We start from the raw sequence: 12,515 nt of genomic DNA on the forward strand, positions 1-12,515 counted from the left end.
ACCGGGAGTACGGCGGTTCAGGCGGCGGGCAGCCCCAGAAGCGACCGCGCGACCGTCTGCGGAGACTCGTCCCGCTCCCTCGCGAGCGCGATGACCGCCCGGCACGCCAGCTCGCTGACCCCGAACGACAGGGCCTCGGGCGACACCCAGGTCACGGCCTCGTCGACCTGGTCCTGGTCGTCGTCGGCGCACGCGGAGATGTAGACGGCGGCCGCCTCGAACAGGTTGTGCGTGCGCTTCGCCTCCCGCGCGGTGTTCTCGGTGCGCGACGAGTCGAAGAATCTGCCGATGGACTTGCGAACACTCTCGAACATACGGACTACCTACCCTCCGCGTCGGGTTCACAGCCGTCCTCATCGACGGAAAGCGTCGTCATCAACGTAATGACTGATGCGGCGCCGCAGAAGGGGGAGGACGAGCCGGGGCCCGTGCGGGCGATGCATTCAGGACGCGGATGTTCCGGCCCTCACGACTTCCCCCGGCCCTCACGGTTCTCCCCGCCCGGCACGGCGCCTCCCGGCCTGTCCGGACCTCCGCGGCGTGAACTCAGCCGTCGCGGGTGGCGAGCGCGAGGAAACGGGTGTCCTCGTCGGCGTACGACGTCATGCTCCAGCCCGCGGCGGCCAGCAGCGGTCGCAGGTTTCCCTCGGCGCGCAGATCCTCCGGGGTGATCCGCCGCCCCTGGCGTGCCGCGAGCGCCGCCCGGCCGATGGGGTGGAAGAGCGCCAGCGTGCCGCCCGGCCGGACCACCCTCGCCAGCTCCCGCAGGTTCTCGGCCGGGTGCGGCAGGTGCGCGACGAGGCCGGCGGCGAACACCGCGTCCAGCGACTCCGTGCGCAGCGGCAGCGCGGCGACGTCGGCCAGCAGCAACTGCCCGTCGCGGTCCCGTCCGGCGCGTGCGGCGGCCTCCAGCATGGCGGGCGTCAGGTCCGCCCCGAGCACCACGCCGGCAGGCCCGACGGCGGCGCGCAACGGCGTCAGCGCGCGTCCCGTGCCGCACCCCGCGTCCAGCACCCGCTCGCCCGCCCGCAGGCCGAGGTCGGCGACCGCCGCAGCGTAGGCGGGTCCGTCGTCGGGGAAGCGGGTGTCCCAGTGCGCCGCCCGTGCCGTGAAGAACTCCTGGACATGTGTGTGGTCGTCACTCATGTTCCGCATGATCCCCCACCGGAACGGCACGGAAGGTGGCGCGCACGTTCGGGCGACAGGCGATCGTTGCGGTGCATATATGCGCCACATTCCAGCACCTTTCGAAATGCGCCCCCTTCGTGCTCCCGTGCCCCCACTACCGTCCCGGACCCATGGGACACCTGGACCACGCCACCTTCGGCTGGCTGACCCCCGCACTCTCGTACGTCATGGCCTCCATCGGCGCCGCGCTCGGCCTGCGCTGCACGGTCCGCGCGCTCGCCACCACCGGCAGGTCCCGTCGCAACTGGCTCGTCACCGCCGCGTCCGCGATCGGCACCGGCATCTGGACCATGCACTTCGTGGCGATGCTCGGCTTCGGAGTCGGCGGCACCGAGATCCGCTACGACGTGCCACTGACCATCCTCAGCCTCCTGGTCGCGATGACGGTGGTCTGCGGCGGAGTCTTCGCGATCGGCTACAGCCGGGACCGGGGCCGGGCCCTCCTGCTGGGCGGGCTCACCACCGGCCTGGGCGTCGCGAGCATGCACTACCTGGGCATGGCCGCCGTCCGGCTGCACGGCGACGTGACCTACGACCCGCCACTCGTCGCGCTCTCCGTCGCGATCGCCGTGGTGGCCGCGACCGCCGCGCTCTGGGCGGCGCTCAACATCGAGTCGCCCCTCGCGGTCACCGTCGCGTCCCTGGTCATGGGGGCGGCGGTGAGCAGCATGCACTACACCGCCATGTGGGCGGTGCGTGTGGAGGTCACTCCGTCCGGGGCGGACCTGCCCGGGGCCACGGCGATGCAGTTCATCTTCCCCCTCGCCGTCGGCCTCGGGTCCTACCTCTTCCTCACCTCGGCGTTCGTCGCGCTGTCACCGACGGCCGGGGAGCGCGAGGCGTCCGCGTCGGCCCAGCGACCGGTCGAGAACGCCGCCGCCCTCTAGCCGCGCGGCGGCTTTCGAGACCCGCCCCCGAGCCACCCCGATGGAGGAGGCCATGCGTACACCCCGCAGAACCCCGACAGCCGGCACCGAGACGCCGCCCCCGCCCGCCGTACGCGGCCGCCGCGCCCACGCCGGACCCCCCGCAGACGAGCGCCTCGACCCCGGAGGCCGCTACGACCCCGACGAGACCGGCGCCCCGACGACCGGGCCGCCCGCACGCGCCGGCCGATGGCACATACGCCCCCGCACCGTCCGGGCCAAGATCGTCTGCCTGCTCATGGTGCCGGTCGTCTCCCTGCTCGCCCTGTGGGCGTACGCCACCGTCACCACCGCCCAGGACATCGCCCGCATCCGGCAGGCGCAGCGCGTCGACGCCTCCGTCCGCGGCCCCGTCGCCGACGCCGTCGCCGCGCTCCAGGCCGAGCGCGTGGCTGCCGTGCGCTACGCGACCAGGCCCTCCGTCCCACGAGAAAGCGAGCTGCGTACGACGGCGCAGCGCACCGGCCGGGCGGTCGACGCGCTGCGTCTGGGAGACCGGCACACCGTCGCCGACGGCGCGGACCTGCCCGCCGGCGTGGCCGAACGACTCGCCGGGTTCGTGACCGGTGCCGACCGGCTGAGCGCGCTGCGCACCTCGGTGCTCGACCGCCGTACCGGCTGGACCGAGGCGTACGAGCGGTACACCTCGACCATCGCCGCCGCCTTCGGCGTGGGCGGCGCGCTCACCGGCGTCCAGGACGCCGAACGCGGCTCCGACGCGCGCGTCCTGCTGGAGTTCTCCCGCGCGGGCGAGGCCCTCGCCCAGGAGGACACGGTCCTGGCCGGCGCTCGCCTGGCAGGAACCCTCGACCGTGAGCGGCTGCGCCTGTTCACCGGCGCCGTCGACACCCGCCGCACCCTGACCGAGGCCGCCGGTGCCGACCTGCGCGGCCGCGAGCGAACCGCCTGGCAGGACCTCGCCGGTGAACGTGCCTACGCCGATCTGCGGGGCGCCGAGGACGCGGTGCTCACCGGCGGGCCCGGAACCCGAGCGCTCCACGCCGCCCCCGAGGCCGCCTGGCAGACCGCCCACGCGCGCGTGCGGGACGACATGCGCGGCATCGAGTCCGACGCCGGAAGCGCCGCCGACTCCTCCGGCCCGTTCACCCGTGCCCTGCTCACCCCGGCGGGGGCCGCGGTGCTCCTCGGTCTCGCCGCCGTCGCCGCCTCCCTCGTCATCTCCGTGCGCATCGGACGGGGCCTGGTCGTCGAACTGGTGAAACTGCGCAACGACGCCCTGGAGATCGCCCGCCGGAAACTGCCGTACGCCATGCGCAGACTGCGCGCCGGGGAGGACATCGACGTCGACACCGAGGCCCCGCCCGGACCGCCGGCGGAGGACGAGACCGGTCAGGTCGCCGAAGCCCTCGGCACGGTGCACCGAGCGGCCCTGCACGCCGCAGTCGAGCGCGCCGAACTCGCCGGCGGCATCTCCGGAGTCTTCGTCAACCTCGCCCGGCGCAGCCAGATCCTCGTCCACCGCCAACTGAGCCTGCTCGACAGCATGGAACGCCGTTCCGACGACCCCGACGAACTCAGTGACCTCTTCCGACTCGACCACCTCACCACCCGCATGCGACGCCACGCGGAAAGTCTGATCATCCTTTCCGGAGCCGCCCCCGGGCGCGCCTGGCGGCTGCCCGTCTCCCTGACGAACGTGGTCCGAGCCGCCGTCTCCGAGATCGAGGACTACGCGCGCGTGGAGGTGCGGCAACTGCCCGAGGCGAAGATCTCCGGCGCCGCCGTGGCCGACCTCACCCATCTCCTGGCGGAACTCGTGGAGAACGCCGCCCAGTTCTCACCGCCCCACACACGCGTGCGCATCACCGGGGAACCGGTCGGCAACGGATACGCCGTCGAGATCGAGGACCGGGGCCTCGGCATGGGCAAGGAGACCCTCGTCGAGGCCAACCGTCGCATCGAACAGTCCGAAGCCCTGGACCTGTTCGACAGCGACCGGCTCGGACTCTTCGTGGTGAGCCGCCTCTCCGCCCGCCACGAGATCAAGGTCCACCTGCGGACCTCGCCCTACGGCGGCACCACCGCGGTGGTCCTTCTGCCCACCACCCTGCTCCACAGCGGGGCGCCGGAACGATCCCCGCACACCGTCGCCGAGGCGCAGCCACCGGCCGAGCAACGCGAGTACGCGCGCGTGGCGGCCGCCCCGCAACAGGAACCCGTCGAACCGGCCGAGGACCGGCGCGCCCTCCTGGCGCCCGCCGCCTCCGCCGGACCCTTCCCGGCGGACGGCCCGCCCGAGCCGCCGCCCGGCGTCACCGCCCTGCGGCCCCCACGCCACGTGCCGGAACGGGACGACAACGGCGAACTGCCGCGGCGGGTACGCCAGGCGCATCTCGCACCCCAGCTCCGCGAACAGCGCTCCGGGCAGCCCACGCGGACGACGACTTCCCCGCCCGACGACACCCGCACCCCCGAACTCGTCAGGGACCGCATGACGGCCTACCGCGACGGCTGGGTGCGAGGCGGCGGCAGGACACCCGGCAAGGGCGTCACCCAAGGCCCCCAGGCGGGCAGCGACAGCAGCGAAGGAGACCCCGCATGATCCAGGACCCGAGAGCCAGGGCCACCGAGCGGTCCGGTGAACTCGACTGGCTGCTGGACGACTTGGTACTGCGCGTGCAAGAGGTGCGGCACGCCGTGGTCCTGTCCAACGACGGCCTCGCCGTCGGCGCCTCCGGCGACCTGGGACGAGCGGACGCCGAACACCTCGCCGCCGTCGCCTCCGGCTTCCACAGCCTCGCCAAGGGCACGGGCCGCCACTTCGGGGCCGGCGGCGTACGCCAGACCATGGTGGAGATGGACGACGGCTTCCTCTTCGTGGCCGCCGCCGGCGACGGTTCCTGTCTCGCCGTCCTCACCGCGGTCACGGCCGACATCGGTCTGGTGGCGTACGAGATGGCCCGGCTGGTGAAACGCGTCGGAGAGCACCTCCGCACACCCACACGCGCCGGCGCGCGCCCGCCCGCGGCCGGATGAACCAGGAACGGGCCCTGCTCATGACCGAGGGCAGCACAGGCGCCGCGCAGGAGCCGTCGGACAGCCGGTGGTACGACAGTGACGCCGGGCCGCTCGTCCGGCCCTACGCGATGACGGGCGGCCGCACCAAGTCCGGCCCGGGCGGGACCCGTTTCGACCTGATCGCCCTGGTCGCGCTCTGCGCGGAGGCACCCGGCACCGACGACGCCCTGCTCGGCCCCGAGCACCGCGCCCTCGTCGAGCTGTGCAGCACGGAGAAACAGTCCGTCGCCGAACTCGCCGCGGGCACCGACCTGCCCGTCGGTGTCGTGCGGGTCCTCCTCGGCGACCTCCTGGAGCTGGGCCGGGTCACCGTCAGCCGTCCCGTTCCTCCCGCGCGGCTGCCGGACGAGCGGATCCTGCGCGAGGTGATCGAAGGACTCAGGGCCCTGTAGACGAACAGACACATGCGTCGCACCCGCGCCGACTTGCGCCACGAACCAGGCATCGAACACGCACGAAGCGGTCGGTGAAATGAAAAACCGGTACAACGCCACACGGGCAGGTGGCAGTTGTCATGATGCTGACTCCTCACAGCCCTACCGATGTCGACCACGGCCGACACTCCCGAGAGAAGTGATCGATGGTCTCCGAGCACTCCGATGAGACAGAGGGCGACACGGGCGCCCTGGCACTGAAGATCCTGGTCGCCGGTGGATTCGGCGTGGGCAAGACCACCTTGGTCGGCGCGGTCAGCGAGATCAGACCCCTGCGCACCGAGGAGCTCCTGAGCGAGGCGGGCCAGTCGGTGGACGACACCGACGGGGTGGACCAGAAGGTCACCACCACCGTCGCCATGGACTTCGGGCGCATCACCATCCGGTCCGGACTCTCGCTGTACCTGTTCGGCACCCCTGGCCAGGACCGGTTCTGGTTCCTCTGGGACGAGCTGGCACAAGGGGCGCTGGGCGCCGTCGTCCTCGCGGACACCAGGCGGCTGCAGGACTGCTTTCCGGCCGTCGACTACTTCGAGCACCGGCACATCCCGTTCGTGGTCGCCGTCAACTGCTTCTCGGGATCTCGCGCGTACGGCGTCCCCGATGTCGCGCGCGCCCTCGATCTCGACGAGGGAACCCCCGTCGTCCTCTGCGACGCCCGGGACCGCGACTCCGGCAAGGAAGTACTCATACGGCTCGTGGAATACGCCGGCCGGATGCACACCGCCCGGCTGCTCGACTCCGTGAGCTGAACCGGCGGCAACGCGCCCCGCCCTGGCCTGTTTCGGGCCCTTGACACCGTTGATTCGGGCGGGGAAGCGCCCGTTGTCGCAGTTCGCCCGGAAGTCCCGGCATGCCTTGTCGGTCATCTTCCCTGCCATGTCCCCGTCCTGCTTGCTCCGGCGACGGCGGTGGGGAAGGCTGAATCGTCGGATCCTCCTTGCCAGGGGGGAGCGACGACACGGGGAGTAGGGACGATGGTGCGGAACGCGGGACTCGGTTGGCTGCTGGACGACCTGACCGAGCGCGTCGAACCCATACGGCATGCCTTGGTGCTGTCCAACGACGGACTGGTCACCGCGGCCAGCACCGGTCTGCGACGCGAGGACTCCGAGCACCTGGCCGCGGTCTCCTCGGGACTGCAGAGCCTCGCCAAGGGCTCGGGCCGTCACTTCGGTGCCGGCGACGTCCGACAGACCATGATCGAGTTTGACGACGCGGTGCTCTTCGTCACCGCGGCCGGACCGGGCAGCTGCCTGTGTGTGCTCAGCGCCGCGGAAGCCGACATCGGCCTGATCGGCTACGAGATGACGCTCCTGGTGAACCGCGTCGGCGAACACCTCCGCGTGGACGCCCGCCAACCCGAACGCTCCGCCGCGATGGACCGCTGACCTGCTGTTCTCGTCGATACGGGCCGAGTTATCCACAGGCCGACCACGACTTTCCGAGAACGGGCTACGGTTTTTCCCGAGGCGAGCGCAAGACCGGCGCGAGCACCGCACCACACGGGGGAGAACCATCATGTCCGGCGACACCGTCACCCGATCCACCACGCACGGCGCATCCGCCACGACCACCTCACCGGGCGCCGCCCCGGTACAGGCCCCGGCACCCTCACCGGCCCGGGCGAACGGCCGCACCCTCGCACCGGGCCGAGCCGCCCGCGAACTGGGCCTGAAACGAAGCGAACTCGATCTCGCCGTACATCTGGGATGCCTGCGCACCGTCGACGAAGGCGGAGCCCGCCGGATCGCACAGGCGGAGATCGACCGGCTCCGAGCTGCCAAGGGCTTCCCGGAAACGCTGCGGGCACGCGTCGACGCCGTGAGTTCCCTCCCGGCGGCCCAGATCCTGGGCGTGGCCGTCTCGCGGTTCACCCGCCTCGCACGACTCGGGCTCGTCACACCGGTCGCGTTCTCCGTCAACCGCTACCGGACCGTGGTCTGGCTCTATCTGGCGGCCGAGCTGCGGCAGTTCGCGGCCGACGAGAAGAACGCCCGCTGGCTGACGGGCCGCATGCCGCAGGACGCGAGGCGGCAGCTGGGAGAGGGCCTGGACCTGCGGCCCCGGAACTGGCGAGGACGCCAACTCGGATTCCTGCTGCGCCAGTCCGACGACCCCTGGAGGCGCGCCGCGGCCCCGGCCTCCCTGCTCGATCCGATCCAGGTCGCGCAGATCGTCCAGGACCCCTACGAGCGCGCCGAACTGAACCACCACCGGCCCTTCCGGGCCGACCACTCCCCACCCGACTCGCCCACCGCGCGGATCATCGCGGGGATCAGGACGGCGGACGATCCCGATGAGATCGCGTGGCTGCGCACCGACCTCCTGCAGGCCCTCGCGGAGGCCCGCGCCCACCGTCTGGCGCCGCGGTCGCGCCGGAAAGTGTCCGCGCCCACCACCGCCCGACGCGCGACACCGGCGCCGAGCCGGGCCGGGGCCGGGCGGCATCCCGGAGTCCCACGGCCGACGGCGGGCACGGCACCCGAGGGACTGCGCGGCCTGCTGGGCCGGCTCCGGCGCGGGCCCCGCGCGTCGGCCGGCCGGTCAGGCGCCGAGCTTGCGGAACAGCCCTTCCTGGACGACCGACACCAGCAGGCGGCCCTCCAGGTCGTAGATACGGCCGCGGGCCAGCCCCCGGCCGCCCACCGCGATCGGTGACTCCTGGTCGTACAGGAACCACTCGTCCGCGCGGAACGGCCGGTGGAACCACATGGCGTGGTCCAGCGACGCCATGTCGAAGCCGCGGGGTCCCCACAGGGGCTCGACCGGGATCCGGACGGCGTCCAGGAGCGTCATGTCGCTGGCGTAGGTCAGCGCGCAGGTGTGCACGAGCGGGTCGTCCCCCAGCGGCCCCACGGCCCGCATCCACACCGCGCTGCGCGGTTCGGCGTTCTCGACCTCCTCCGGCGTCCAGCGCAGCCGGTCGACATAACGGATGTCGAAGGGCTGACGCCGGGCCATGCGTTCCAACTGCTCCGGCAGCGCGCCCAGATGCTCGGTGATCTCCTGCGACACCGTCGGCAGCGACTCGGGGTCCGGCACCTTCCGCGCGGGCGGCAGCTGGTGCTCGAAGCTCCCCTCTTCAGGCTTGTGGAAGGAGGCGGTCAGATTGAAGATCGTGCGGCCCTGCTGCACGGCGGTGACCCGGCGCGTGGTGAACGACCGCCCGTCGCGGACCCGCTCGACCTGGTACACGATCGGCACCCCCGGCCGGCCCGGGCGCAGGAAGTACGCGTGCAGCGAATGCACCGGCCGGTCGCCCTCCGTGGTCCGGCCGGCCGCCACCAGCGCCTGCCCGGCGACCTGGCCGCCGAAGACCCTCTGCAGGGACTCCTGCGGGCTGCGCCCACGGAAGATGTTGACCTCGATCTGCTCCAGGTCGAGCAGGTCGACAAGCCGCTCGGCGGGGTTGGTCGTCATGTACGTGCCTCTCCTGTGCTCACAGCTGACCGACGTCGGTGACCTTGACGACCGCGCGTCCCTCGGCATCGGAGGCAGCGAGGTCGATCTCCGCGCTGATGCCCCAGTCATGATCGCCGTTCGGGTCGGCGAAGGTCTGCCGGACGCGCCACAGCCCGTTCTGCGGCTCCTCCTCGATCATCAACAGCCGGGGGCCACGGGCGTCGGGGCCCGTGCCCAGCTCCTCGTACTCGTCCCAGTACTTGTCCATCGCCTCGCCCCAACGCTCGGCGTCCCAGCCGGACTCGGCGTCCATCTCACCCAGTTCGCCCACCTGGTCGAGGGCGGCCAGTTCGACACGGCGGAACAGGGCGTTGCGGACGAGGACACGGAAGGCGCGCGCGTTGGCGGTGACCGGCTTGACCTGGTCGGCCTTCTCCTGGGCCTCCTCGGCCGTCATCTCCTCGGGGTTGGCGAGCTTCTCCCACTCGTCGAGGAGGCTGGAGTCGACCTGGCGCACCATCTCACCGAGCCAGGCGATCAGGTCCTCCAGGTCGTCCGACTTCAGATCGTCGGGGACGGTGTGGTCGAGGGCCTTGTAGGCGCCGGCGAGGTAGCGCAGCACGATGCCCTCGGTACGGGCCAGCTCGTAGTGGGACACCAACTCGGTGAAGGACATGGCGCGTTCGTACATGTCCCGGATCACCGACTTGGGCGACAGCGGATGGTCGCCCACCCAGGGGTGGCTCTTGCGGTAGGTGTTGTACGCGTGGAAGAGCAGCTCCTCCAGCGGCTTGGGGTAGCCGACGTCCTGGAGCCGCTCCATGCGCTCCTCGTACTCGACCCCGTCCGCCTTCATCGCGGCCACGGCCTCACCGCGCGCCTTGTTCTGCTGGGCGGCCAGGATCTGGCGCGGATCGTCCAGCGTCGACTCCACGACGGAGACCATGTCGAGGGCGTACGACGGGGACTCCGGGTCCAGCAGCTCGAACGCGGCCAGCGCGAAGGTGGACAGCGGCTGGTTGAGCGCGAAGTCCTGCTGGAGATCGACCGTCAACCGGACGATGCGGCCCTCGGCGTCCGGCTCGTCGAGCTTCTCGACGATGCCGCCGTCCAGCAGCGAGCGGTAGATCGCGATCGCCCGGCGGATGTGCCGCAGCTGCTGCTTGCGCGGCTCGTGGTTGTCCTCCAGCAGATGACGCATCGCGTCGAAGGCGTTGCCCGGCCGGGCGATCACCGACAGAAGCATCGTGTGGGTGACGCGGAAGCGGGAGGTGAGCGGCTCCGGGTCCGAGGCGATCAGCTTCTCGAAGGTGCTGTCCGACCAGGCGACGAACCCCTCGGGGGCCTTCTTGCGGACCACCTTGCGGCGCTTCTTCGGGTCGTCGCCGGCCTTGGCCAGCGCCTTCTCGTTCTCGATGACGTGCTCGGGCGCCTGCCCCACCACGTAACCCGCCGTGTCGAAGCCCGCCCGCCCGGCACGGCCCGCGATCTGGTGGAACTCCCGGGCCCGGAGCGTGCGCACCCGGTTGCCGTCGTACTTGGTGAGCGCGGTGAACAGCACGGTGCGAATGGGCACGTTGACACCGACGCCCAGCGTGTCCGTCCCGCAGATGACCTTCAGCAGACCGGCCTGGGCCAGCTTCTCCACCAGCCGCCGGTACTTGGGCAGCATGCCGGCGTGGTGCACACCGATACCGTGCCGCACGTAACGGGAGAGGTTGCGGCCGAACTTGGTGGTGAAGCGGAAACTGCCGATCAGCTCCGCGATCCGGTCCTTCTCCTCGCGCGTGCACATGTTGATGCTCATCAGCGCCTGCGCGCGCTCCACGGCCTGGGCCTGGGTGAAGTGCACGATGTAGACGGGAGCCTGCTTCGTGGCGAGCAGCTCCGTGAGCGTCTCCGTCAGCGGCGTCAGGACGTACTCGTAGGACAGCGGGACCGGGCGGGTCGCCGAGCGGACCACCGAGGTGGGGCGGCCGGTGCGCCGGGTCAGGTCCTTCTCGAACATCGAGACGTCGCCGAGCGTCGCCGACATCAGGATGAACTGGGCCTGCGGCAGCTCCAGGATCGGGATCTGCCACGCCCAGCCACGGTCGGCCTCCGCGTAGAAGTGGAACTCGTCCATCACGACCTGGCCGACGTCGGCGTGCTTGCCGTCGCGCAGGGCGATGGACGCCAGCACCTCCGCGGTGCAGCAGATGACGGGGGCGTCGGCGTTCACGGAGGCGTCGCCGGTGAGCATGCCGACGTTCTCGGTGCCGAAGATCTTGCACAGCTCGAAGAACTTCTCCGAGACGAGCGCCTTGATCGGGGCCGTGTAGAAGGTGACCTCGTCCCGGGCGAGGGCCGCGAAGTGCGCGCCCGCCGCGATCATGCTCTTGCCCGAGCCGGTGGGCGTCGACACGATCACGTTCGCGCCGGAGACCACCTCGATGAGCGCCTCCTCCTGATGCGGATAGAGGGTGAGACCGCGTTCCTGGGCCCACGCCTCGAAGGCTTCGTAGAGGGCGTCGGGGTCGGCGGTCCGCGGCAGCTGATCGATGAGGGTCACGCCCCCATCTTGCCTGCCCGCACGGCGGATGGGGGAATCGGCTGCCGGACCGAAGATCGTGAACGCTACGCTGTGGCGCCGACGGAACGTCAGCGCACCTGGACAACTGGACAGCGGCACAACGCGCCTGGACAGCGGCACGAACGGAATGGGACGGGGCACGGCCATGATGGGACCAGCACACTCACTGTCGGGAGCCGCGGCCTGGCTCGGCGTAGGCGCCGCGGCGGCCGCCATCGGCCACACCATGCCCTGGCCGGTCCTCCTGGCGGGTGCGCTGATCTGCGCGGGTGCCGCACTCGCCCCGGACCTGGACCACAAGGCGGCCACGATCTCCCGCTCCTTCGGACCGCTGTCCCGGTGGGTGTGCGAGATCGTCGACAAGCTCTCCTATGCCGTCTACAAGGCGACGAAGAAGCAGGGCGACCCGCGCCGTTCCGGCGGGCACCGCACGCTCACGCACACCTGGCTGTGGGCCGTGCTGCTCGGAGCCGGCGCCTCCGGCCTCGCCATCACGGGGGGACGCTGGGCGGTGCTGGCCATCCTGTTCGTGCACATGGTGCTCGCCATCGAAGGTCTGCTGTGGCGGGCGGCGCGGGGTTCGAGCAGCGATGTGCTGGTGTGGCTGCTGGCCGCGACCAGCGCCTGGATCATCGCGGGCGTCCTGGACAAGCCGGGCAACGGGGCGGACTGGCTGTTCACCCAGCCGGGCCAGGAGTACCTGTGGCTGGGGCTGCCGATCGTGCTCGGCGCGCTGGTGCACGACATCGGGGACTCGCTGACCGTGTCGGGCTGTCCGGTCCTGTGGCCCATACCGATCGGGCGCAAGCGCTGGTACCCCCTGGGCCCGCCGAAGGCGATGCGGTTCCGGGCCGGCAGCTGGGTGGAGCTGCGGGTGCTGATGCCGGTGTTCATGGTGCTCGGGGGCGTGGGTGCGGCGGCGGCGCTGAACGTCATCTGAGTCGCCGCCCG

12 protein-coding genes are annotated in these 12,515 nt (G+C 71.5%); 8 read left to right on the forward strand and 4 right to left on the reverse strand.

All coding sequences use genetic code 11. From position 1 onward, the window contains the following. Positions 1–17: 17 nt before the first annotated feature. Both PYR72_RS40945 and PYR72_RS40950 read right to left on the reverse strand, forming a co-directional pair. Positions 18–314, reverse strand: coding sequence for a hypothetical protein (locus tag PYR72_RS40945; RefSeq protein WP_275459971.1), 297 nt, complete (start codon positions 312–314; stop codon positions 18–20). 232 nt (positions 315–546) lie between these two features. After that, entirely contained in the window at positions 547–1,146 is a 600-nt protein-coding gene (locus tag PYR72_RS40950) for a class I SAM-dependent methyltransferase (protein WP_275459972.1), read from the reverse strand. A gap of 152 nt (positions 1,147–1,298) precedes the next feature. Between PYR72_RS40950 and PYR72_RS40955 the strand changes: the two genes are divergently transcribed. From PYR72_RS40955 to PYR72_RS40985, 7 genes are all read left to right on the forward strand, one after another. Beyond that, complete coding sequence (locus tag PYR72_RS40955; protein WP_275459973.1) at positions 1,299–2,075, forward strand: MHYT domain-containing protein; 777 nt, start codon at positions 1,299–1,301, stop codon at positions 2,073–2,075. Between the two features lie 52 nt (positions 2,076–2,127). Beyond that, a complete protein-coding gene (locus tag PYR72_RS40960; RefSeq protein ID WP_275459974.1) occupies positions 2,128–4,677 on the forward strand; it encodes a nitrate- and nitrite sensing domain-containing protein in 2,550 nt (849 codons plus the stop codon). Next, on the forward strand, positions 4,674–5,111 hold the full coding sequence (locus PYR72_RS40965) for a roadblock/LC7 domain-containing protein (protein ID WP_059081794.1): 438 nt from the start codon (positions 4,674–4,676) through the stop codon (positions 5,109–5,111). Before PYR72_RS40960 ends, PYR72_RS40965 begins: the two co-directional genes overlap by 4 nt. 20 nt (positions 5,112–5,131) lie before the next feature. Then, positions 5,132–5,545: a DUF742 domain-containing protein gene (locus PYR72_RS40970; RefSeq protein ID WP_275459975.1), complete on the forward strand. Its 414-nt coding sequence runs from the start codon at positions 5,132–5,134 to the stop codon at positions 5,543–5,545. A gap of 188 nt (positions 5,546–5,733) precedes the next feature. Continuing rightward, on the forward strand, positions 5,734–6,339 hold the full coding sequence (locus PYR72_RS40975) for an ATP/GTP-binding protein (RefSeq protein WP_275459976.1): 606 nt from the start codon (positions 5,734–5,736) through the stop codon (positions 6,337–6,339). Positions 6,340–6,564: 225 nt separating this feature from the next. After that, on the forward strand, positions 6,565–6,978 hold the full coding sequence (locus PYR72_RS40980; RefSeq protein ID WP_275459977.1) for a roadblock/LC7 domain-containing protein: 414 nt from the start codon (positions 6,565–6,567) through the stop codon (positions 6,976–6,978). A 130-nt stretch (positions 6,979–7,108) separates the two neighbouring features. Next, the gene (locus PYR72_RS40985; protein WP_275459978.1) at positions 7,109–8,248 is read left to right on the forward strand and encodes a DUF6397 family protein; all 1,140 of its coding nucleotides are present in this window, start codon (positions 7,109–7,111) and stop codon (positions 8,246–8,248) included. On the opposite strand, the gene PYR72_RS40990 is transcribed toward PYR72_RS40985, so the two are convergent. Further along, the gene (locus PYR72_RS40990) at positions 8,135–9,010 is read right to left on the reverse strand and encodes an acyl-CoA thioesterase II (RefSeq protein WP_005475120.1); all 876 of its coding nucleotides are present in this window, start codon (positions 9,008–9,010) and stop codon (positions 8,135–8,137) included. The genes PYR72_RS40985 and PYR72_RS40990 overlap by 114 nt on opposite strands. A 19-nt stretch (positions 9,011–9,029) precedes the next feature. Next, on the reverse strand, positions 9,030–11,543 hold the full coding sequence (locus PYR72_RS40995; protein ID WP_275459979.1) for a DEAD/DEAH box helicase: 2,514 nt from the start codon (positions 11,541–11,543) through the stop codon (positions 9,030–9,032). A 166-nt stretch (positions 11,544–11,709) separates the two neighbouring features. Here PYR72_RS40995 and PYR72_RS41000 point away from each other — a divergent pair, with 166 nt between their 5' ends. Further along, positions 11,710–12,504, forward strand: coding sequence for a metal-dependent hydrolase (locus PYR72_RS41000; RefSeq protein ID WP_275459980.1), 795 nt, complete (start codon positions 11,710–11,712; stop codon positions 12,502–12,504). The last annotated feature ends 11 nt before the right edge of the window (positions 12,505–12,515 follow it).

The sequence above is a fragment of the Streptomyces sp. VNUA24 genome, assembly GCF_029167005.1.
Lineage (GTDB): Bacteria > Actinomycetota > Actinomycetes > Streptomycetales > Streptomycetaceae > Streptomyces > Streptomyces scabiei.

Bases quoted from the DNA above. Each gene is read 5' to 3' on its own strand.
- PYR72_RS40945 (WP_275459971.1), bottom strand. From the start codon at position 314: ATGTTCGAGAGTGTTCGCAAGTCCATCGGCAGATTCTTCGACTCGTCG.
- PYR72_RS40950 (WP_275459972.1), bottom strand. From the start codon at position 1,146: ATGAGTGACGACCACACACATGTCCAGGAGTTCTTCACGGCACGGGCG.
- PYR72_RS40955 (WP_275459973.1), top strand. From the start codon at position 1,299: ATGGGACACCTGGACCACGCCACCTTCGGCTGGCTGACCCCCGCACTC.
- PYR72_RS40960 (WP_275459974.1), top strand. From the start codon at position 2,128: ATGCGTACACCCCGCAGAACCCCGACAGCCGGCACCGAGACGCCGCCC.
- PYR72_RS40965 (WP_059081794.1), top strand. From the start codon at position 4,674: ATGATCCAGGACCCGAGAGCCAGGGCCACCGAGCGGTCCGGTGAACTC.
- PYR72_RS40970 (WP_275459975.1), top strand. From the start codon at position 5,132: ATGACCGAGGGCAGCACAGGCGCCGCGCAGGAGCCGTCGGACAGCCGG.
- PYR72_RS40975 (WP_275459976.1), top strand. From the start codon at position 5,734: ATGGTCTCCGAGCACTCCGATGAGACAGAGGGCGACACGGGCGCCCTG.
- PYR72_RS40980 (WP_275459977.1), top strand. From the start codon at position 6,565: ATGGTGCGGAACGCGGGACTCGGTTGGCTGCTGGACGACCTGACCGAG.
- PYR72_RS40985 (WP_275459978.1), top strand. From the start codon at position 7,109: ATGTCCGGCGACACCGTCACCCGATCCACCACGCACGGCGCATCCGCC.
- PYR72_RS40990 (WP_005475120.1), bottom strand. From the start codon at position 9,010: ATGACGACCAACCCCGCCGAGCGGCTTGTCGACCTGCTCGACCTGGAG.
- PYR72_RS41000 (WP_275459980.1), top strand. From the start codon at position 11,710: ATGATGGGACCAGCACACTCACTGTCGGGAGCCGCGGCCTGGCTCGGC.